This window comes from Pseudomonas sp. LG1D9 (assembly GCF_002949995.1).
Classification (GTDB): domain Bacteria; phylum Pseudomonadota; class Gammaproteobacteria; order Pseudomonadales; family Pseudomonadaceae; genus Aquipseudomonas; species Aquipseudomonas proteolytica.
This window is the reverse complement of record NZ_CP026881.1, coordinates 759,204-779,726: the sequence shown is the minus strand read 5'-3', so window position 1 is coordinate 779,726 and position 20,523 is coordinate 759,204. Positions and strand designations below refer to the sequence as shown.

Below are 20,523 nucleotides of genomic sequence, written 5' to 3'. Positions count from 1 at the left end.
ATCAGTCCGCCAGGCCGGGCGGTGGTGCGCTCGGTGGCTTGGCCGTGAGGGAGGTGATCTTGATCAGCAGGGCCAGGTGGCCGCCGTCCAGGTAGTTGAGCTGGTTGTTCTTGGTGCGCACGTCCGGCTGGCTCAGGTGCTCACTGGCAATCACGCTGCCGTGGTTGTCGAATTGGTTGAGCCAGAAGCTCGCATCAATCCGGGTAAAGCGCCCCAACTGCAGGTCCAGGGTGCCCTGGATGGGGAACTGGCCGAACTGTTCCTGGCCGTCGGTGATTTTCACCTTCACGGGCTGTTCGCCCAGGTTCTGCTCCCAGGCTTTGTGCAGCAGCACGGTGTAATCGCCATTGGCCTGGAGTTTTTCGACGATGTTGGTCAGGCGCGGCGGGCTGATTTTCTCGATCCCCTGGCGTGGAGCGCCGGCATCCCAGTTTTCCGGGGCCGGCCGGCTGTTGATGACCGGTTCCGCATTCTGGCGGATCAGGATCATTTCCACCTGGTAGAGGCTGTCAGCAAACGCCGAAGGTGCGACTACCACCAACAACAGGCTCAGGATACGAAGCAGGCGCATGGGGCGTCCTTCAAGCAGATTTGGGGATGAGGCGCTCAAACAGCGCCTCCAATGTATTAAAGCGCTCTTCTGCACGTTCCATCGGTACCATGAACTTGAATAACGTGGCGCCTTCGAATTTGTAGCGGTTGGGCTGGCCCTGGATCAACTTGATCAACACCAACGGGTCCACCGGCGTCTGCGCTTCGAATTCGATACGCCCACCCTGAGGACCCGCATCGACCTTCTTGATCCCCAGTTGCTCGGCCTGCAATTTGAGCAGGGTCAGGCGTACCAGGTTCTTGGTCGGTTCCGGCAGCAGGCCGAAGCGGTCGATCATCTCCACTTGCAGGTCCTTGAGGCCTTCTTCGTCGGTGGCCGAGGCGATGCGCTTGTACAGGATCAGCCGCGCATGCACATCCGGCAGGTAGTCCTCGGGAATCAACGCCGGCAGGCGCAGGTTGATTTCCGGGCCGCCGCCCAGTGGCTGGTCGAGGTTCGGTTGTTCGCCTTTGCGGATGGCCTTCACCGCGCGCTCGAGCATCTCCATATAGAGGGTGAAGCCCACCGCCTGGATCTGCCCGCTCTGGCCGTCGCCCAGCAGTTCGCCGGCACCACGGATTTCCAGGTCGTTGGTGGCCAGCACAAAGCCCGCGCCCAGGTCCTGGGTGTTGGCGATGGCCTCCAGGCGTTTTTCGGCGTCGCCAGTGATTTGCTGGCGCGGTGGCGTCAGCAGGTAGGCATAGGCCTGGTGGTGACTGCGGCCGACCCGACCACGCAACTGGTGCAGTTGTGCCAGGCCGAACTTGTCCGCGCGCTCGATAATGATGGTGTTGGCGCTTGGCACGTCGATACCGGTCTCGATAATGGTCGAGGCGATCAGCACGTTGAAGCGCTTGTGGTAGAAGTCGCTCATCACCTGTTCGAGTTCGCGCTCGCGCATCTGCCCGTGGCCGATGCCGATCCGCGCTTCCGGCACCAGTTCGGCGAGGTCGGCGGCGCATTTCTCGATGGTTTTTACGTCGTTGTGCAGGTAATAGACCTGGCCGCCGCGCAGCAATTCGCGCAGCAGGGCTTCCTTGATCGTGCTGTTGTTCTGCTCCATGACGAACGTGCGCACCGACAAGCGCCGCGCTGGCGGCGTGGCGATGATCGACAGGTCGCGCATGCCCGACACCGCCATGTTCAGCGTGCGCGGGATCGGTGTGGCAGTCAGGGTGAGGATATCGACCTCGCTGCGCAGGGCCTTGAGTTGCTCCTTCTGGCGCACGCCAAAGCGGTGCTCCTCGTCGATGATCACCAGGCCCAGGTTCTTGATCTTCACGTCGTCCGACAGCAGTTTGTGGGTGCCGATGACGATATCGATCTTGCCTTCGGCCAGATCGGCGACAGCGGCATTCACTTCCTTGGCCGACTTGAAGCGGCTCATTACTTCCACAGTCACCGGCCAATCGGCGAAGCGGTCGCGGAAGCTGTTGTAGTGCTGCTGGGCGAGCAGGGTGGTGGGCACCAGGATCGCCACCTGGCGGCCACCATGCACTGCGATAAACGCGGCACGCATCGCCACTTCAGTCTTGCCGAAGCCCACATCGCCGCAGACCAGGCGGTCCATGGGCTTGGGCGCGAGCATGTCGGCGCGCACGGCGTCGATGGTGGTTTGCTGGTCCGGGGTTTCTTCGAAGGCGAAGCCGGCGCTGAAGGTGGCGTAGTCGGCCTTCGGGTCGGCGAACGCATAACCTTCGCGGGCCGCGCGGCGGGCATAGATGTCCAGCAGTTCGGCGGCCACGTCGCGCACCTGTTCGGCGGCCTTGCGCTTGGCTTTCTGCCAGGTCTCGGAGCCCAGGCGGTGCAACGGCGCGAGGGCGTCGTCACTACCGGTGTAGCGCGCGATCAGGTGCAGGTTGGCCACCGGGACGTAGAGCTTGGCGCCCTCGGCGTATTCCATGGTGAGGAATTCGGCGGCCTGGTTGTCGATCTCCAGGGTCTGCAGGCCCAGGTAGCGCCCCACACCGTGGTCGATATGCACCACCGGTGCGCCTTCGCGCAGCTCGGTGAGGTTCTTGATGACCGCATCGTTATTGGCGTCGGCGCGTTTTTCCCGGCGCCGGCGCTGCATCACGCGTTGGCCGAACAGCGGGCTCTCGGCAATCAGCGCCAGGGCCGGATCATCCAGTTGCAAGCCTTCGTTGAGCGGGGCAATGGTGATCGCCAGGCGGTCCTTGCCGGCCACGAAGTCCGGCCAGCTGTCGACGGTTTTTGGCCGCAGCTTCAGGCGTTCCAGCAACTCCAGCAGCACTTCGCGGCGCCCGGCGGATTCGGCGGTAAACAGCACGCGGCCCGGGAAATCGCCAAGGAAGTCGGACAATGCTTGCAGCGGCTGGGTGGCCTTGGCTTCGATGGCCAGGTTCGGCAGGGTTTGGGCCGGGAAGCGTTCGCGACCGACACCGGCTTCTACATCCTGCTGGCTGGCGACCACGCGCGGCCAGTTCTTCAGGCGGGCAAAGCAGTCTTCCACCGGCAGGAACAGCTCGGCAGGCGGCAATAAAGGCCGGGAGGGATCGACGCGGCGCTCTTCGTAACGGTTGCGTACGTCGTTCCAGAAGTTTTCCGCCGCCTGTTCGATGCCGGGCAGCGAGAACACCTGGGTGTCCTGGGGCAGGTAATCGAACAGGGTCGAGGTTTCATCGAAGAACAGCGGCAGGTAGTACTCGATACCGGCGGGAGTAATCCCGCTGCTCAGGTCCTGGAAGATCGGGCAGCGGCGGAAGTCCACGTCGAAGCGTTCGCGAAAGCGCGCCTTGAAGCGTGTGACCGCGTCTTTTTGCAGGGGGAATTCCCGGGCCGGCAGCAGCTTGATCGATTGCACCTTGTCGATGGACCGCTGGTTTTCCGGGTCGAAGGTGCGCAGGGTCTCGATTTCGTCGTCGAACAGGTCGATGCGGTAGGGCAGTTTGCTGCCCATCGGGAACAGGTCGATCAGCGCGCCGCGCACGGCGAACTCACCATGCTCGTACACCGTATCGACGCAGCGATAGCCGCTGGCTTCAAGACGGGTGCGCATCTGCTCTACATCGAGCTTCTGGCCGATATCCAACACCAGGCTGCTGCCCAGCAGAAACTTGGTCGGCGCCAGGCGGTGCAGGGCCGTGGTGATCGGCACCACCAGCACACCGTGGGCCAGTTCCGGCAAGCGGTACAGGCTGGCGATGCGCTGGGAAATGATGTCCTGGTGCGGCGAGAACAAGTCGTAGGGCAGGGTCTCCCAGTCCGGGAAATGCAGCACCGGCAAATCGGGGGCGAAGAAGCTCAGCTCCTGCTCCAGCCGTTCGGCACTTTGGCTGTCGGCGGTCAGCAGCAGGGTAAAGCGTTTGGCTGCACTGGCAGCCTCGGCAATGGCCAGGCTCAGGGCGGCACCGGGCAAATTGCCCCAATGCTGTTTACCTGCCTCGGCAGGGAGTAGCGGTAGACGCAGGACGGGCACGGAAGGTTGAGCTCCAGCGTTGCGACAAAGTCGGTAATTGTAACGGCCTGGAGTGCCGCCTGTCAGTTGCTGACTGTGCCTATTACGGTTTGTAGGAAATGTAGTGGCTAAGACAAACAATGTGCCGTTTTGACTCAATATGTAGTGCCAAAATGCACGTATGTTTCGGAGGGTTACGGACAAGACGCCCAGGTCTTTCTCCGAGGGGTACGCTGGAAGCCGCGTATTTACTGGCTTGTAGCGCGGTGAAAATTATTTGCAAGGGCTTTTGTTGCGTGGCGCGCATTGCTCCAGGGGCGGTCGGGCGGCATAATGTAGCCCCTTTTTTCAGCCCCTACATGTGGAAGGTTCCCGTGACTCAGAAGCCCGACCAGTGTCTTGGTGAATGGATCGACCGTGAAGCACTCGCAGAAGCGATGATCCCGCTTATCGGTCAGCTGTACCGCAATAACAATGTGGTGAGCTCGATCTATGGCCGCAGCCTGATCAACCAATCAGTCATCGCGATTCTCAAGGCTCATCGCTTTGCTCGCCATCGTTCTGCCGACGATAGCGAACTCTCCGTCCACGAAACATTCCCTCTGCTTAAAGCCATGAGCGAGCTCAAGCTCGGCGCGGCCTCCGTAGACCTGGGCAAGTTGGCGTTCAAATTCCGCGCCCAAGGCAATGGCCGCAGCGCCGAGCAGTTCGTGCGTGAAGAGCTGGCCGAAGTCGTTGGCCAGCAGAACGCCGCCGCCCGTAAAGGCACTGACGTTGTGCTCTACGGCTTCGGTCGTATCGGCCGCCTGTTGGCACGCATCCTCATCGAAAAAACCGGCGGTGGCGACGGCCTGCGCCTGCGGGCCATTGTTGTGCGCAAAGGCGCCGAGAATGACCTGACCAAGCGCGCCAGCCTCTTGCGCCGCGACTCGGTACACGGTTCGTTCAATGGCACCATCACCATCGACGAAGAAAACAACACCATCACCGCCAACGGTAACCTGATCCAGGTGATCTACGCGAAGAACCCGACCGAGGTAGATTACACCCAGTACGGCATCCAGAACGCATTGCTGGTGGACAACACCGGTGTATGGCGTGATGCCGACGGCCTGGGCCAGCACCTGGCCTGCCCGGGTGTCGATCGCGTTGTGTTGACCGCGCCTGGCAAGGGCAAGCTGAAGAACATCGTTCACGGTATCAACCACAACGAAATCACCGCTGACGACAAGATCGTGTCCGCCGCTTCCTGCACCACCAACGCCATCGTGCCGGTGCTCAAGGCTGTGAATGACAAGTTCGGCATCATCAACGGTCACGTCGAAACCGTTCACTCGTACACCAACGACCAGAACCTGATCGACAACTTCCACAAGGGCGATCGCCGTGGCCGTAGCGCCGCGCTGAACATGGTCATCACCGAGACCGGTGCGGCCACCGCTGCTGCCAAGGCCCTGCCTGAGCTGGCCGGCAAGCTGACCGGTAACGCGATCCGCGTACCCACGCCGAACGTGTCGATGGCCATTCTCAACCTCAACCTTGAGAAAGCCGCCACCCGTGAAGAGATGAACGAGTACCTGCGCTACATGGCGCTGCACTCCGATCTGCATAAGCAAATCGACTTCGTCAATTCCCAGGAAGTGGTGTCCACCGACTTCGTTGGCTCGCGCCACGCCGGTGTGGTGGATGCTGAAGCGACCATCACCCAGGATAACCGCGTTGTACTGTACGTTTGGTACGACAACGAGTTCGGTTACAGCTGCCAGGTGGTGCGTGTGATGGAAGACATGGCCGGGGTCAACCCGCCTGCGTTCCCGCGCTAAGCATCAGCGCTAAATGAAAAAGCCCCGACTGGTTCGGGGCTTTTTTATGCCTGGGGGTTTTGTGTTGGGGTTTAAGGCCTCATCGCGGCATAGGTATCTACACAACTTTCAGAAACTGACGAACTTCGCTGTGGCGAGCGGGCTTGTCGGAACGCCGCATCGCCCGTGCTGGGGTGCGAAGCAGCCCTAAAACCAGCCGCTGCGGTGTATCTGGTACAACGCATTCGGCTTATTGGGGCTGCTTCGCAGCCCAGCGCGGGGCAAGCCCGCTCGCCACAACTGCGCTATCTGCCTAGATTTAGGCGTTGCGGCAAAGTTGTGTAGATACCTCTGCTCATCGCGGGCTTGCCCGCGATAGCGATCTGTCAGGCCCCACCGACCACCGAAGCCTGCGCCGTACGCAGTTCATGCCGGTTACCCTTGAACAGCACCAAGGTCGCAATCAACCCCAGCACCGCTGCCCCGCTGAGCCAGATCCCCGGCGCGGCCTTGTTATCCAGCACATGGATCAGGTAGGTACAGGCCGCTGGAGTAAAGCCGCCAAAGGTCGCGGTCGCCAGGCTGTAGGCCAGGGAGAAACCGGTGGTGCGGACCTGCACCGGCATGATCTCGGTCAGCGCCACCACCATGGCGCCGTTGTATGAGCCATACAGGAACGACAGCCACAACAGCACGATCAGCAGGTGACTGAAACTCGGGTTGACCACCAGCCACGACAGCGCCGGGTAGGCCGTAAGAATCGCCAGGATCGTCGCACCGAGCAGCAACGGCTTACGGCCGATCTTGTCGGACACCGCGCCCATCACCGGCAGCCAGATAAAGTTGGAAATACCCACGCACACGGTGACCAGCAACGCATCCAGGTCTGACAGGTGCAACTCGGCCTTGCCGAAGGTCGGTGTATAGGCGGTGATCAGGTAGAACGACACGGTGGTCATCACCACCAGCGCCATGCCTGCCACAACGATGCCGAAGTTCTGGCCAATCGAGCGGATGATTTCCTGCAGGGTAGGGCGGTGTTTACGTGCCTGGAATTCCGGGGTTTCTTCCAGGGAGCGGCGAATCACGAAGATCACCGGCACGATCAGACAGCCGATCAGGAACGGTACGCGCCAGCCCCATTCCCCCATTTCCTCTGGGCTCAGCCAGTGATTCAGGCCCACGCCCAACAGGCCGGCGAATATCACCGCAGCTTGTTGGCTGGCGGACTGCCAACTGACGAAGAAGCCCTTGCGCCCCGGCGTGGCGATTTCCGCCAGGTACACCGAGACCCCGCCCAGTTCCACGCCGGCGGAGAAGCCCTGCAGCAACCGGCCAAACAGCACGATCAGCGGGGCAGCCACCCCGAGGGTGGCGTAGCCGGGCACGCAGGCGATCAGCACGGTACCGGCGGCCATCATGGCCAGGGTGATCACCAGGCCCTTTTTACGGCCGTGGCGGTCGATGTAGGCGCCAAGGAAGATCGCCCCCAGCGGGCGCATCAAGAACCCGGCACCGAAGGTCGCCAGGGATAACATCAGGGACGCAAAGGCGCTGTCGGCAGGGAAGAAGGTTTTGGCGATGGCCGTGGCGTAGAAGCCGTAGACCATGAAGTCGAACATTTCAAGGAAGTTACCGCTGACAACGCGAAAGATCGCCTTGCCTTTGCCCGTGGTGCTGGACATGTCATTTACTCAACTGGCTATCTTGTTGGAAATCCCTGGTCGTTGTTCGTCCGTGCTGCTGGATCCGGGCGCGCGGCGGCGCCAAAGAGTTTTGTAACCATATGTGTATCCGTGTTTGCGAGCAACAAAAACCGTTAGCAAGCTGGCTATTTGTTGCGCGCCAACCCTCGCCAGGCGACGACATGCCGCATAATGGCCCGCCCCGGAAATATGCTTGAGTGCGGCTTCATTCAGTTTCAGTAGCGATAAGGGTGTGTGGCCTATGGGCGGTTTGCGATACGTAGTGGTGGGGGCTTTGCTGGCGATCTTGGCGGGCTGTGGCAACGGTGAGGTGCTGGAGGCGTTTGGCGGCCCGACCATGGGCAGCACGTATTCGATCAAATACGTGCGCACCTCCGGTACGCCGGCGGCCGGGGTGGTCCAGCCGCAGGTCGAGAGCATCCTTGCCGAGGTTGACCGGCAGATGTCGACCTATCGCAGCGACTCCGACATCGAGCGCTTCAATGACCTGCCGGCCAACACGTGCCAACCGATGCCCGAGCCGATCCTGCACTTGGTGCGCACTGGCGAGCAGTTGTCCCAGGCCAGTGGCGGGGCGTTTGACCTGACGGTCGAGCCACTGCTGAACCTGTGGGGCTTCGGCCCCCAGGCGCGGCAAGTCAAGATCCCGGACCCCATGGCATTGGCCCAGGCACGCCAGCATGTCGGCCATCAGCACCTGCGTGTCGACGCTGGCCAGTTGTGCAAGGATGCGGCGGTGCAAGTGGACTTCAACAGCATCGCCGCCGGCTACACGGTGGACCGGATTGCCGAGCGGCTGGGGCAGTTGGGTATTGAGCGCTACCTGGTTGAAGTGACCGGCGAGCTCAAGGCTGCCGGGCGCAAGCCCGACGGTACGCCCTGGCGCGTGGCCCTGGAGGAGCCCCGTGATGACCAGCAGGTCGCGCAGCGGATTATCGCGGTGGACGGTTTCGGCGTGTCTACTTCAGGTGACTATCGCAATTATTTCCAGCAGGATGGTCGCCGCTATTCCCACACCCTCGATGCCCGGACCGGCGCACCTATCACCCACCACCTAGCGTCGGTCACGGTACTGGAGCCTTCGGCGCTGATGGCCGATGGTTTGTCGACCTTGCTGTTGGTGCTGGGGCCGGAAGAGGGTTGGGACTATGCAGAAAAACAGCAAATCGCGGCATTTTTTGTGATGCGTGAGGGGGATGCTTTCGTCACACGCAGCAACAAAGCGTTCGAACAACTGACGGCGGTCAAGCCGTAATCAATACTGTGTAGTAAAGGCAAAACTGGCCTACGACGCGACCAAGGGTTAATGTGCGCGGCGTTGAGCCTTATATAGACTGTGCCCCGGCTCACACACCTGAGCCTATTTGATCCTTCATGACCGCTGGCCGCGGCATGATTTAGCCAGGCGCCCAACCGTGCGCCCTGGCCTGTTCTGAGGAGTACGCATGGCTGTCTACAACTACGACGTGGTGGTACTGGGTTCCGGCCCAGCTGGAGAAGGTGCGGCGATGAATGCCGCCAAAGCAGGACGCAAGGTGGCGATGGTCGATAGCCGTCGTCAGGTCGGCGGTAACTGCACCCACCTGGGCACCATCCCGTCCAAGGCCTTGCGTCACTCGGTGCGCCAGATCATGCAGTTCAACACCAACCCGATGTTCCGGGCCATTGGTGAGCCGCGCTGGTTCTCGTTCCCGGACGTACTGAAAAGCGCCGAGAAAGTCATTTCCAAGCAAGTCGCCTCGCGTACCGGCTACTACGCCCGTAACCGTGTCGACCTGTTCTTCGGCACCGGTAGCTTCGCCGACGAGCAAACCGTCGAAGTGGTCTGCGCCAATGGCGTGGTCGAGAAGCTGGTGGCCAAGCACATCATCATCGCCACCGGTTCGCGCCCGTATCGCCCGGCGGATATCGATTTCCACCACCCGCGTATCTACGATAGCGACACCATCCTCAGCCTGGGCCACACCCCGCGCAAACTGATCATCTATGGCGCCGGCGTGATTGGCTGTGAATACGCCTCGATCTTCAGCGGCCTGGGTGTACTGGTGGAGCTGGTGGATAACCGTGACCAGTTGCTGAGCTTCCTCGACTCGGAAATCTCCCAGGCGTTGAGCTACCACTTCAGCAACAACAACATCACCGTGCGCCACAACGAGGAATACGACCGCGTTGAAGGCCTGGACAACGGGGTGATCCTGCACCTCAAGTCCGGCAAGAAGATCAAGGCCGACGCCTTGCTCTGGTGCAACGGCCGTACCGGCAACACCGACAAGCTGGGCATGGAAAACATCGGGGTCAAGGTCAACAGCCGTGGCCAGATCGAGGTGGATGAGAACTATCGCACCTGCGTCACCAACATCTACGGTGCGGGTGACGTGATCGGCTGGCCGAGCCTGGCCAGTGCCGCCCACGACCAGGGCCGTTCGGCCGCTGGCAGCATTGTCGACAATGGCAGCTGGCGCTACGTGAATGATGTGCCGACCGGGATCTACACGATTCCCGAGATCAGCTCCATCGGCAAGAATGAACACGAACTGACCAAGGCCAAGGTGCCTTACGAAGTGGGCAAGGCGTTCTTCAAGAGCATGGCGCGTGCGCAGATCGCCGGCGAGCCGCAAGGCATGCTGAAGATCCTGTTCCACCGCGAGACCCTGGAAGTGCTCGGCGTGCATTGCTTCGGCTACCAGGCCTCGGAGATCGTGCACATCGGCCAGGCCATCATGAACCAGCCGGGTGAGCAAAATACCTTGAAGTATTTTGTGAACACCACGTTCAACTACCCGACCATGGCCGAAGCCTATCGGGTCGCCGCGTACGACGGCCTCAACCGGCTTTTTTGAGCGGCTCCGGCCGGTGGCCTGAGCCGGCCGGGGAGACCGATTTCAGTAATTCCCGAGAGTGGCAGTGGCCAAACCGGGAAAGTCTGTAATCAGGCTATCTACGCCGAAGTCGGCGAGCCTGCGCATCAGCGCGGGTTCGTTGACTGTCCACACGGACACGTGCAAGCCCTGGCGCTGGGCTTTTTCCAGTCGCTCGGGGGTGCACAGCGTCCAGTTCAACGCCAGAATCTCACAGCCATAGTTCTGCGCGACCTTCAGCGGGTCGAGCCAGGCATATTCGGCCACCAGTCCACGGGACAGGTCCGGCGTCAGGTCCAATGCGGCCTTCAACACTTCCCGCGAGCTTGAGGTCACAGTGACCTTGTCCAGCAGGCCAAACCGCTGGGCCATTTCCCGAATCGCCAGCACGGTGGTCGCGGCGCGGGTGCGCGAAGCGCTTTTGACTTCCAGTTGCCAGTGGTCGAAATCGCACTTTTCGAACAGCTCTTCCAGGCGCGGGATCGGGCAGGGGGTGACCCAGCCCGGGCCGCCTTTGCGCGCGTCCATCTTCACCAGGTCGGCTGCGGAGTATTCCACCACCTTGCCGCGGCGGTCGGCAGTGCGCTTGAGGGTCGGGTCGTGGATCACCATCAACTCGCCGTCCATGGACAGGTGCAAGTCCAGTTCGCAACGGCGCACGCCGTGCTTGAGGCATTGCTGGAAGCTGGTCAGGGTGTTTTCCGGTGCTTCGCCTTTGGCGCCGCGATGGCCATAAATCAGGGTCACAGTTGCTCCTTTTCGCCAGGTGCTGGCTGGATAGATACGAGATCAGGTGTCTTGGCCGTCGCTTTGTTCCCGGGCCAGGCGCCGTTCCTGGGCCTGCTTTTGCAGTATGTAGCGGGCCAGCAACTGACGCTGGGCGTCGGTCATGGATTCGAACTCGGTGCCCACATCGAAGCCGCTGCCTTTTGGGTCGCAATGGGTGACTTTGGCTCTTAGCAGCAGGCCAAGGGCCTGGGGCATCAGCACCAGCTTGACCGCCAGGTGGCTGCCCGGCGCGAGTACCGTGGGGTGCTGGAAGTCGATGCCGCCTTCGGAGATGATCACCGGCTGCGGTGCGCCGATCTCACCCAGCAGGCTTTGCGCCATGACCTGGCTGAGCAAATCCATGCGTTTGTTCTGCACCTTGAGGAAGGCGGCGAGTGTGCGGTCGCGCTCGCCGAGCTGGCGCAGCAGGTGCTGGGACTCGAATTCGCTCAGGTGCAGTTCACTGAGCAGGTTGAACAGTGGGGAATCATCCAGCAACACTTCCTTGCTCGCCGCTTGGGGGGCAGACAGGCTTTTGATTTGGAGTGCGATCATGTCGTCGATACGGTAGTATTCGCGGCGATCTTCTTCATCTAATGTCGTCATGGCGAACCCCAGGTAACGGTAATGGTCTGAGTGTAAAGCTGCTTACCAGACCCCGCCACCGGGACGTCTTCTTTTCCTCCGAACAAGCCCCGACATGTTCAGACCTCTCTTCGTATTTATCGGCACGCGTTATACCCGTGCAAAGCGTCGCAATCATTTTGTGTCGTTCATTTCCCTGACTTCCATGATCGGACTCGCCCTGGGCGTGGTCGTGATGATCGTGGTGCTATCGGTGATGAATGGCTTCGATCATGAGATGCGCACCCGCGTGCTGGGCATGGTGCCCCACGCGACCATCGAGTCCGGTGAGCCCCTGGGCGACTGGCAAAGCCTGGCCGACAAGGTCAAGCAGAACCCCAAGGTGCTGGCCGTCGCGCCATTTACCCAGATGCAGGGGCTGCTGACCAACGATGGCAAGGTGCAGAAAGTCCTGCTCAATGCCATCGACCCGGCGCAGGAGCGCAAGGTCTCGATCATTGATCAGTTCATGCAGCAGGGCAAACTTGACGATCTGGCGCCTGGCAGCTTCGGCATCGTCATTGGCGACCGCGCAGCAGCCAAGCTGGGCGTGGCCATCGGTGACAAACTGACCTTCGTCGCCCCAGAAGTCACGGTGACTCCGGCGGGTATGTTCCCGCGCATGAAGCGCTTTACCGTGGTTGGCATCTTTCATGTGGGTGCTGGCGAGATCGACGGCTTCCTCGGCTTGACCAACCTCACTGACCTGGCCCGCCTGCATCGCTGGAAGCCGGACCAAGTGCAGGGCCTGCGCCTGAAATTCAACGACTTGTTCGAGGCCCCGCGCGGTGCCTGGGAAATCGCCCAGCACCTGGGTGAAAGCCAGTACTACGCCCGCGACTGGACCCGTACCCACGGCAACCTGTACCAGGCGATCCGCATGGAAAAGGCCATGATCGGCCTGCTGCTGCTGCTGATTGTCGCCGTGGCCGCCTTCAACATCATCTCCACCCTGGTGATGGTGGTGAACGACAAGAAGGGCGATATCGCCATCCTGCGTACCCTCGGCGCCACGCCGGGGCAGATCATGGCGATCTTCATGGTCCAGGGCACGGTGATTGGCGTGGTCGGCACCTTGATCGGCACGCTGGTGGGTATTTTCGCCGCGCTGAACGTCAGCGCCGCCATCGCCGGTGTCGAAACCCTGATCGGCCACAAGTTTCTCAACGCCGACGTCTATTTCATCGACTACTTGCCATCCCAGGTGCAGAGCCAGGATGTGTTGATGGTGGGCGGCGCCGCGTTGGTCCTGAGTTTCCTTGCCACCCTGTATCCAGCCTGGCGCGCGGCACGTACCCAGCCGGCGCAGGCTTTACGTTATGAGTGAATCGGGCATGAGTGAAAAAGCAATCCTGAGCTGCCGCGACCTGGGCAAATCCTACGAGGAAGGCCCGGAATCGGTGGTGGTCTTGTCCAACCTGCAACTGGAACTGCATCCCGGCGAGCGCGTGGCGATCGTCGGCAGTTCCGGCTCTGGCAAAAGTACCTTGCTCAACCTGTTGGGCGGCCTTGATACGCCGTCCCAAGGCAGTGTGTGGCTGGCCGGTGAAGAGCTCTCGGCGCTGAACGAGAAGGCCCGTGGCCAGTTGCGCAATCGCTCCCTGGGCTTTGTGTACCAGTTCCACCACTTGCTGCCAGAGTTCACCGCCCTGGAAAACGTGTGCATGCCGCTCTTGATCGGCAAGACCGCGATCCCGGAGGCTCGCCAGCGTGCCACGGCGTTGCTCGAGCGCGTCGGCCTTGGCCACCGCCTGGAGCACAAGCCGGCAGAATTGTCCGGTGGCGAGCGCCAGCGTGTGGCGATTGCCCGTGCCCTGGTGAACAACCCGGGCCTGGTGATGCTCGACGAGCCGACCGGCAACCTCGACTCCCACACCGCCCAGGGCATTAAGGACTTGATGCTTGAGCTGAGCACCCAGATGCGCACTGCGTTCCTGGTGGTGACCCATGACATGAGCATGGCCCGGCAGATGGACCGTGTGCTGCACCTGCAGGAAGGTCATCTGGTCGCCATCTGACCTGTTTCAAGCCCGGTGCCTGACGCCGGGTTTTCTATTTTTCCAGGCGGTGCAAGCGAATGTTCAGACCGTTATCGATTTTCATCGGCACGCGCTATACCCGCGCCAAGCGCCGCAACCGTTTTGTTTCGTTTATCTCGATGACCTCGATGATCGGCCTCGCCCTGGGCGTGCTGGCGATGATCGTGGTGTTGTCGGTGATGAACGGGTTCCAGCGGGAAATGAGTTCACGCATTCTCGGCATGGTGCCGCACGCGACCATTGTGGGCGTCAACCCGATCAGCGACTGGCAACCGGTGGCTGCTGCGGCCCTGAAGAACCCGGAAGTCACGGCGGCCGTGCCGTTTACCGAGATGGAGGGCATGCTGTCGTACAAGGGCTCGATGCAGCCGATCCAGATCAGCGGGATCGACCCGGCCCAGGAAGGCAAGGTGTCCATCGTCACCCAGCATATCGTCCAGGGCAATCTGGAGAACCTGCAACCGGGTGAGTTCGGCGTGGTGATCGGGGAAATCACCGCGCGCCGTTTCCGCCTGAACGTGGGCGACAAGCTGACGCTGATCGTCCCCGAAATCAGCACTGCACCCGGCGGCATCACCCCGCGCATGCAGCGTTTGAACGTGGTGGGCGTGTTCAAGGTCGGTGCCGAGTTGGATGGTTCGATGGCCCTGATCCACGTCGCCGATGCCGCACAAATGCTGCGTTGGCAGCCCAACCAGGTGCAAAGCGTGCGCCTGGCGGTCAAGGATTTGTATGCGGCGCCCAAGGTTTCGGCGGATATCGCCACTGGCCTCGGCGCAGCCTATAAGGCGGACGACTGGACCCATACCCAGGGCAGCCTGTTCAGCGCGATGAAGATGGAAAAGACCATGATCGGCCTGCTGTTGCTGATGATCGTCGCCGTCGCGGCCTTCAATATCATTGCCACGCTGATCATGGTGGTGAACGACAAAGGCGCGGACATCGCGATCCTGCGCACCATTGGCGCCACGCCGCGGCAGATCATGGCGATCTTCATGGTCCAGGGCACGGTAATCGGTATTGTCGGCACCTTGATCGGTGGTGTGCTGGGGGTGATTGCCGCGCTCAACGTCAGCGAACTGGTGGGCTGGATGGAGCGTGTGACCGGGCAGCATATCTTCAGTTCGGACGTATATTTTGTCAGCAACCTGCCTTCGGAACTGCAAGGCGGCGATGTGTTGTTGATTTGCAGCGCCGGGTTTGTGTTGAGCTTTTTGGCGACGATCTACCCGGCGTATCGCGCGGCGAAGATTGAGCCGGCGCATGCCCTGAGATACTCGTAGGTCTTGAGATCGCTATCGCAGGCAAGCCAGCTCCCACATTTGACTGTATTCACAAATCAAAATGTGTGGGCTTGCCCGCGATGAGCATGAGTATCGACACAACTCTCTGATACTTCTGGGCTCTGGGTTTTGGGCTGATGTGGGGGGCATATCCATTGCTGCGGTAACGGCGGCCATGGGTTCCGCCCTTACGGCCAGCCCTTTCAAGGTCTTTTGAGCTTAGCTGCCTTGAGTACCCGATCCGTCGACACGTGAGCATTCGCGGCTTTGCCTTCCAGCCACTCTTTGGGTTTAGGCACCTTTGGCCCCCGTTTGCTCTTGGCGACCGCTTTAGGTAGGACGTTTTTCGCCAGCGTCAGTAAGTACGGAGCCAATCCTGCTTCAGGAATTGGGATCGATAAGGGCTCTGGCGGCAAGGCAATCTGCATGCCTTCATATCCGCTGCGTACCTGTACCGTCAGGTGGAAAATCGATGCTTCCCAATCGTCGGGCAGGATCTGGCGATGAGCCTGCTCAACGCTGCGTTTGAGCACCGCCAAAACGTTGTAAGCCAACACGGCCGACGCAAACCCCAACAGGGCTGCTTTGGGGTTGCCCAAGGTTTCGATTTCACTGTCCAACACCGCTTCCAGGCGCTGGAACATCCCTTCGATACTCCAGCGACGGCGGTACAAATCGGCGATTTGCTCGGCACTGATAGAGTCAGGCAAGTTGCTCCAGAACAGCAGCGTGGTGTCGCCGGATTCGGTGGGTTTTTGCAGCTTCAGTTCGACTCGCCGCCACTGGCAACCACCTTTTACTTCGATGATTTGCTCGCGCACGCTGCCTGCCGCAACCGCGATAGGCTCCTGCCAATCGCCTTCCTTAAGCAGACGTGGATGTTTGCTCTGTTCGCGGATGATGAACGAGGCCCCGGTATCTTCACAGGCCCCCATGACCGGGAGTGTGCAGTAGAGTCGATCAGCCATCCACAGTTGTCCCGCACTGGCTTTTTCCAGCAATGGCAGCACGCTGACGCGTTCGCTGGCATAGGCATCTTCACAAGGCTGAAGATCGACGACCTGGTCCAGATCGGGGTCGTAAACCACAACGGAAAAACCAGGCCGGGCGGCGCCCCGTTCCCTGCGCAAAGCGCCCAGGCGCTTTTCGCTGGAAGGCAGGTGGTTACCGTCAACGACCCTTAATTGCCAGCCAGGCAAAATGGCTGAGTGCCCCAGCTCTTTTATCGTCGGGGCCAAGCGCTCTGCGCTCCCGGTGACCAGGGCGCGCAGCAGCGCAGGCTCTGTGCGGCTGACCTTGTCATACAGCGCCGCCAAGCTAACAGGAAGGTCTTCCATCTGCCGCGCGGCGGCATGCAGAGAAGGTCGCAAGCCCAATGAAACAAGGGACATCAGTTCAACAATGGTTGAAAACAAAAGCTCGCGTGGGTACTGCCGCTGACGATGTTCTTCGAACACCTGATCGACCCATTCAGCAGGAACAGCCTGTTCCAATATCACTTTGGTCATGACACTGGCCGGTGCTTTTTTCTCAAACCGCGCTAGAACTTCTGCCCACATCGATTTCGTTCCCCTGACTGGCGTTTTGGGGGATTTTATCAAAGACCTTGAAAGGGCTGGCTGTAAAAGCGGAACCCATGGCCGCCGTTACCGCGGCAATGGATATGCCCCCTACATCAGCCCAAAACCCAGAGCCCAGAAGTATCAGAGAGTTGTGTCGATACTCATGCCGCGATGAGGCCCGTCCAGCTTGCATCAATCCCCCTTGGGCAATTCAATCACAAACCGCGTCCACCCCGGCTGTGACTCACAGAAAATCCTCCCCCCGTGCGCCCGCACAATCGACTGGGTGATCGCCAACCCAAGCCCCGCATGCTCACTGCTACCCTCGTGCCGCGCCGGATCCACGCGGTAGAACCGGTCAAACAGCTTGGGCAGCAACCCTTGGGGAATCCCGGTCCCGGTGTTTTCCACACTCAGCGTTACGCCCTGGGTGTTTTCGCTGATCCGCACCCGTACTTCACCCCCCGGCGGCGTAAAGCGCACGGCATTGTCCAGTAGATTGGAAAACGCCCGGCGCAGCATGCTGCGGTCACCGGCGGTACTGGCGCTGCCGTCGCGCAGCAGGTTGACCTGGGCGTCTTCGGCCAATGGCGCGAAAAACTCCAACAGTGCGTCCACCTCGTTGGCCAGGGCCAGCGGTTCGCGTCTGGGGTTCAGCAACCCGTGGTCGGCCTTGGCCAGGTACAGCATGTCATTGACCAGTTGGGCCATCCATTGCAGCTCTTCCAGATTGCTGTGCAGCGCTTCGCGGTAGTCCTCCAGAGGGCGGGGATGGGTGAGGATCACCTGGGTCTGGGTCAGCAGGTTCGATAACGGCGTGCGCAGTTCGTGGGCGATATCGGCAGAGAACGCCGAAAGTCGCTGGAACGCGTCGTCCAGGCGGCTGAACATGGCGTTGAAGGCCTGGGCCAGTTCCGCCAGTTCGGCCGGCATCTGTTCCTGGGGCAGGCGCTGGGTCAGGGAGTGGGCACGCACGCGGCTGGCCACTTCGGTCATCCGTCGCAGGGGCCGCAGGCCGCTACGTGCGGCCCAGGCGCCAAGGAGTGCGGTCGCCACGGCGGACAGGCCGACCGTCAGCCAGATCAGGTGTTGCATGCGTTGCAGGAAGTGTTGGTGGTGGGTGATGTCCAGCATTAGCACAAGCTGCGCCGAACCTGGCTTGCCGGGATTCAAGGGGGCGTTGTACACCCGGTAATGGGTGCCGGCGTTTTGCAGGCTGTGCAGGCCAGGGGTGGCGGGCAATTGGGCGGGAATGGACGGGGAGCTGTCAAACCAGCGCTGGCCATCGGCGGCGTTGATGCGCACCGACAGGTCGGGTTGATGGCTCAGTTCGTCTGTCAGTGCGGCCACGCGTTGGGCGAACAGCGCCGGGGTATCGGCATCTTGCAGGGCACTGCGCAGGGCCATCAGTTTGCTGTCGAGCAGTTGTTGGTCCAGCTCGATGAAGTGCTTTTCGCTGGCCTGGCTGAACAGTACGCCCGCCAACAGCGAGACCACGGCAGTGCAGCCGGCAAACAACAACGCCAGACGGCTGGCCAGGGAGATACGCTTCATCAACTGAACCGCTCTTCCAGCACATAGCCCATGCCGCGCACGGTGTGGATCAGTTTATTGGGAAACCCGTCATCGATCTTCAAGCGCAGGCGGCGGATGGCGACTTCGATGATATTGGTGTCACTGTCGAAATTCATGTCCCAGACCTGGGAGGCAATCAGCGACTTGGGCAGCACTTCACCCTGGCGGCGCAGGAGCATTTCCAGCAGGGCGAACTCCTTGGCGGTGAGGTCGATGCGCTGGTTGCTGCGCTCCACGCGACGGCGGATCAGGTCCAGGCGCAGGTCGGCCAGGTGCAGGCTGGTCTCTTGGGGCGTGCTGCTGCCCCGGCGCAACAGGCTGCGCACCCGGGCCAGCAGTTCGGAAAAGGCGAAAGGCTTGACCAGGTAGTCGTCGGCCCCCAACTCCAGGCCATGGACCCGATCCTCAACCGCATCCCGCGCGGTGAGGAACAGCACCGGCATTTCCAGGCCGGCACTGCGCACGGCCTGGAGGATTTGCCAGCCGGTGCGCCCGGGAAGCATCACATCCAGAATCAGCAAGTCGTAGTCGCCCGTCAGCGCCAGATGCTGGCCGGTGGTGCCGTCGGCCACCAGTTCGGTATTGAACCCGGCTTCAGTCAGGCCCTGGCGCAGGTATTGGCCGGTTTTGGGTTGGTCTTCGACGATCAGCAGTTTCATAGGCAACTCATGGCAACGGGTAGCAGCGGGCTTTATACCGTGTGCGCCAGGGGGCTGGCGCAACCTGACAAAGTTGTAATCTAGCAGTCAGGTAGCTGGCAGCGGCGCATTATTAGAGTGTCCCACAGGCTGGCTTTATACCTTTGGAGGATAAACATGTTTTTGCGTAATTCTTGGTGGCTGGCAGGTTGCCTGATGGTGTTGAGTGTTCCGGCGCTGGCCGATGGCGCCCACACCTTTGCCTTTGGCCAGGCGGCGCCGGCGACCAAGGCCACTCGTACGGTGGAGGTGGTGCTGCAGGATATTTCCTTTGCCCCCACCTCACTTGACGTAAAAGCTGGTGAGACGGTGCGCTTTGTGCTGGTCAACAAGGGCCAGTTGCTGCACGAATTCAACCTGGGGGATGCGAGCATGCATGCCGATCACCAGAAAGAAATGCTCAAGATGCAGGCCAGCGGCATGCTGACCGCCACCGGTATGGGCCAGATGGACCACGCAGCGATGGGCCATGGCGACATGGGCGGGATGAAACATGATGATCCCAACAGCGTGCTGGTGGAGCCGGGCAAGACCGCCGAACTGACTTGGACCTTCAGCAAGGCCGGCGCGCTGGAGTTTGCCTGCAACCTCCCAGGGCACTATCAGGCGGGAATGGTTGGCAAGCTGCACGTCAGTCCATAAAGGCGATGCTCAAAGGCGGGCGCAAAGGCTGGTAGACTGGCGGGGTTTATTTAGCCAGGTTTCCGCCATGCATCCCGCAGCCGAACATTCGCCGCTGGGCAAGTCCAGTGAATACATTTCCACTTACACACCCTCATTGCTATTCCCTATCCCTCGTGCCGCCAAATGGGCCGAGTTGGGCCTCACAGCTGAAACGCTGCCCTACAACGGCGTGGATTTCTGGAACTGCTTTGAACTGTCCTGGCTGTTGCCGTCCGGCAAGCCGGTGGTGGCGATCGGTGAGTTCAGCATCCCGGCTGACTCGCCGAACATCATCGAGTCGAAGTCCTTCAAGCTCTACCTCAATTCGTTGAACCAGACGCCGTTTGCCCAGGTGTCCAACCTTGAGGCGACCCTGCGTGCCGACTTGAGCGCGGCGGCCGGCAAGCCGGTGGGCGTGCGCATCCGCAGCCTGGCCGAGGTGGAAGACGAAGGCCTGGTACGCCTGCCGGGGGTGTGCATTGATGACCTGGATATCAGTGTCAGCAACTACGAGCACCCGCGCCCGGAACTGCTGCGTTGCGACGATTCCCGTGTGGTCGAGGAGAGCGTGCACAGCCATCTGCTCAAGTCCAACTGCCCGGTGACCAGCCAACCGGATTGGGGCAGCGTGGCGGTGGAGTACCGCGGCGCGGCGCTGGATCACGCCAGCCTGTTGGAGTACCTGGTGAGTTTCCGCCAGCACTCGGACTTTCATGAGCAGTGCGTGGAGCGGATCTTTCTCGACCTGCAGCGCTTGCTCAAGCCTGAGAAGTTGACGGTGTATGCGCGGTATGTGCGTCGGGGCGGGTTGGATATCAATCCTTACCGCAGTACCGAGGACGTGCCGTTCCAGAACCTGCGCCTGGCCCGGCAGTAAGCTTTACACCAAACAAATGTGGGAGCTGGCTTGCCTGCTCCCACATTGGGTTTTGGGC

General features: G+C 61.0%; 16 protein-coding genes. 8 read left to right on the top strand and 8 right to left on the bottom strand.

Annotated features, from left to right (window positions below; translation table 11 throughout):
• Nucleotide 1 precedes the first annotated feature (1 nt).
• Both C5F71_RS03850 and mfd read right to left on the bottom strand, forming a co-directional pair.
• Complete coding sequence (locus C5F71_RS03850) at nt 2-571, bottom strand: CsiV family protein (protein WP_029300100.1); 570 nt, start codon at nt 569-571, stop codon at nt 2-4.
• Nucleotides 572-581: 10 nt separating this feature from the next.
• On the bottom strand, nt 582-4,031 hold the full coding sequence (gene mfd / locus C5F71_RS03845; protein WP_029300101.1) for a transcription-repair coupling factor: 3,450 nt from the start codon (nt 4,029-4,031) through the stop codon (nt 582-584).
• Nucleotides 4,032-4,369: 338 nt separating this feature from the next.
• Here mfd and C5F71_RS03840 point away from each other — a divergent pair, with 338 nt between their 5' ends.
• Complete coding sequence (locus tag C5F71_RS03840) at nt 4,370-5,833, top strand: glyceraldehyde-3-phosphate dehydrogenase (RefSeq protein ID WP_029300102.1); 1,464 nt, start codon at nt 4,370-4,372, stop codon at nt 5,831-5,833.
• A gap of 365 nt (nt 5,834-6,198) precedes the next feature.
• On the opposite strand, the gene C5F71_RS03835 is transcribed toward C5F71_RS03840, so the two are convergent.
• Entirely contained in the window at nt 6,199-7,497 is a 1,299-nt protein-coding gene (locus C5F71_RS03835; RefSeq protein WP_104910677.1) for an MFS transporter, read from the bottom strand.
• 262 nt (nt 7,498-7,759) lie between these two features.
• Between C5F71_RS03835 and C5F71_RS03830 the strand changes: the two genes are divergently transcribed.
• Both C5F71_RS03830 and sthA read left to right on the top strand, forming a co-directional pair.
• Nucleotides 7,760-8,773, top strand: a complete 1,014-nt coding sequence (locus C5F71_RS03830) for an FAD:protein FMN transferase (RefSeq protein ID WP_177410396.1) — start codon at nt 7,760-7,762, stop codon at nt 8,771-8,773.
• Between the two features lie 190 nt (nt 8,774-8,963).
• Nucleotides 8,964-10,358, top strand: coding sequence for a Si-specific NAD(P)(+) transhydrogenase (gene sthA / locus C5F71_RS03825; RefSeq protein WP_024074093.1), 1,395 nt, complete (start codon nt 8,964-8,966; stop codon nt 10,356-10,358).
• A 42-nt stretch (nt 10,359-10,400) separates the two neighbouring features.
• Here the strand turns inward: sthA and C5F71_RS03820 are convergent, their stop codons facing one another.
• Together C5F71_RS03820 and C5F71_RS03815 are read right to left on the bottom strand one after the other, a co-directional pair.
• Complete coding sequence (locus C5F71_RS03820; protein ID WP_029300106.1) at nt 10,401-11,123, bottom strand: glycerophosphodiester phosphodiesterase; 723 nt, start codon at nt 11,121-11,123, stop codon at nt 10,401-10,403.
• Nucleotides 11,124-11,165: 42 nt separating this feature from the next.
• Nucleotides 11,166-11,750, bottom strand: coding sequence for a PilZ domain-containing protein (locus C5F71_RS03815; RefSeq protein WP_029300107.1), 585 nt, complete (start codon nt 11,748-11,750; stop codon nt 11,166-11,168).
• 94 nt (nt 11,751-11,844) lie between these two features.
• On the opposite strand from C5F71_RS03815, the gene C5F71_RS03810 reads away from it, so the two are divergent.
• Genes C5F71_RS03810 through C5F71_RS03800 form a run of 3 tightly spaced genes read left to right on the top strand, consistent with a single transcriptional unit; the run spans nt 11,845 to nt 15,090 of the window.
• On the top strand, nt 11,845-13,095 hold the full coding sequence (locus tag C5F71_RS03810) for a lipoprotein-releasing ABC transporter permease subunit (RefSeq protein WP_104910676.1): 1,251 nt from the start codon (nt 11,845-11,847) through the stop codon (nt 13,093-13,095).
• A gap of 7 nt (nt 13,096-13,102) precedes the next feature.
• Entirely contained in the window at nt 13,103-13,786 is a 684-nt protein-coding gene (gene lolD / locus C5F71_RS03805; protein ID WP_166647875.1) for a lipoprotein-releasing ABC transporter ATP-binding protein LolD, read from the top strand.
• 59 nt (nt 13,787-13,845) lie between these two features.
• Nucleotides 13,846-15,090 (top strand): lipoprotein-releasing ABC transporter permease subunit, encoded by a 1,245-nt coding sequence (locus tag C5F71_RS03800; RefSeq protein WP_029300111.1) that lies wholly within the window; start codon nt 13,846-13,848, stop codon nt 15,088-15,090.
• A 203-nt stretch (nt 15,091-15,293) separates the two neighbouring features.
• Here the strand turns inward: C5F71_RS03800 and C5F71_RS03795 are convergent, their stop codons facing one another.
• From C5F71_RS03795 to C5F71_RS03785, 3 genes are all read right to left on the bottom strand, one after another.
• Nucleotides 15,294-16,598 carry an IS4 family transposase gene (locus C5F71_RS03795; protein ID WP_104910675.1) on the bottom strand — a complete coding sequence of 435 codons (1,305 nt, stop codon included), beginning with the start codon at nt 16,596-16,598 and terminating at the stop codon, nt 15,294-15,296.
• Nucleotides 16,599-16,844: 246 nt separating this feature from the next.
• The gene (locus C5F71_RS03790) at nt 16,845-18,206 is read right to left on the bottom strand and encodes a heavy metal sensor histidine kinase (protein WP_104910674.1); all 1,362 of its coding nucleotides are present in this window, start codon (nt 18,204-18,206) and stop codon (nt 16,845-16,847) included.
• The gene (locus C5F71_RS03785; protein ID WP_104910673.1) at nt 18,206-18,886 is read right to left on the bottom strand and encodes a heavy metal response regulator transcription factor; all 681 of its coding nucleotides are present in this window, start codon (nt 18,884-18,886) and stop codon (nt 18,206-18,208) included. The genes C5F71_RS03790 and C5F71_RS03785 overlap by 1 nt, the downstream gene beginning before the upstream one ends.
• Before the next feature lie 156 nt (nt 18,887-19,042).
• Here C5F71_RS03785 and C5F71_RS03780 point away from each other — a divergent pair, with 156 nt between their 5' ends.
• The gene (locus C5F71_RS03780) at nt 19,043-19,567 is read left to right on the top strand and encodes a plastocyanin/azurin family copper-binding protein (RefSeq protein WP_104910672.1); all 525 of its coding nucleotides are present in this window, start codon (nt 19,043-19,045) and stop codon (nt 19,565-19,567) included.
• Between the two features lie 67 nt (nt 19,568-19,634).
• Nucleotides 19,635-20,465, top strand: a complete 831-nt coding sequence (queF, locus tag C5F71_RS03775) for an NADPH-dependent 7-cyano-7-deazaguanine reductase QueF (protein WP_029300772.1) — start codon at nt 19,635-19,637, stop codon at nt 20,463-20,465.
• The last annotated feature ends 58 nt before the right edge of the window (nt 20,466-20,523 follow it).

Coding starts and splice junctions, on each gene's coding strand:
- C5F71_RS03780 (WP_104910672.1), top strand. CDS start 19,043: ATGTTTTTGCGTAATTCTTGGTGGCTGGCAGGTTGCCTGATGGTGTTG.
- C5F71_RS03795 (WP_104910675.1), bottom strand. CDS start 16,598: ATGACCAAAGTGATATTGGAACAGGCTGTTCCTGCTGAATGGGTCGAT.
- C5F71_RS03840 (WP_029300102.1), top strand. CDS start 4,370: ATGTGGAAGGTTCCCGTGACTCAGAAGCCCGACCAGTGTCTTGGTGAA.
- C5F71_RS03835 (WP_104910677.1), bottom strand. CDS start 7,497: ATGTCCAGCACCACGGGCAAAGGCAAGGCGATCTTTCGCGTTGTCAGC.
- C5F71_RS03810 (WP_104910676.1), top strand. CDS start 11,845: ATGTTCAGACCTCTCTTCGTATTTATCGGCACGCGTTATACCCGTGCA.
- C5F71_RS03830 (WP_177410396.1), top strand. CDS start 7,760: ATGGGCGGTTTGCGATACGTAGTGGTGGGGGCTTTGCTGGCGATCTTG.
- C5F71_RS03850 (WP_029300100.1), bottom strand. CDS start 571: ATGCGCCTGCTTCGTATCCTGAGCCTGTTGTTGGTGGTAGTCGCACCT.
- C5F71_RS03785 (WP_104910673.1), bottom strand. CDS start 18,886: ATGAAACTGCTGATCGTCGAAGACCAACCCAAAACCGGCCAATACCTG.
- C5F71_RS03800 (WP_029300111.1), top strand. CDS start 13,846: ATGTTCAGACCGTTATCGATTTTCATCGGCACGCGCTATACCCGCGCC.
- lolD (WP_166647875.1), top strand. CDS start 13,103: ATGAGTGAAAAAGCAATCCTGAGCTGCCGCGACCTGGGCAAATCCTAC.
- queF (WP_029300772.1), top strand. CDS start 19,635: ATGCATCCCGCAGCCGAACATTCGCCGCTGGGCAAGTCCAGTGAATAC.
- C5F71_RS03790 (WP_104910674.1), bottom strand. CDS start 18,206: ATGAAGCGTATCTCCCTGGCCAGCCGTCTGGCGTTGTTGTTTGCCGGC.
- sthA (WP_024074093.1), top strand. CDS start 8,964: ATGGCTGTCTACAACTACGACGTGGTGGTACTGGGTTCCGGCCCAGCT.
- C5F71_RS03815 (WP_029300107.1), bottom strand. CDS start 11,750: ATGACGACATTAGATGAAGAAGATCGCCGCGAATACTACCGTATCGAC.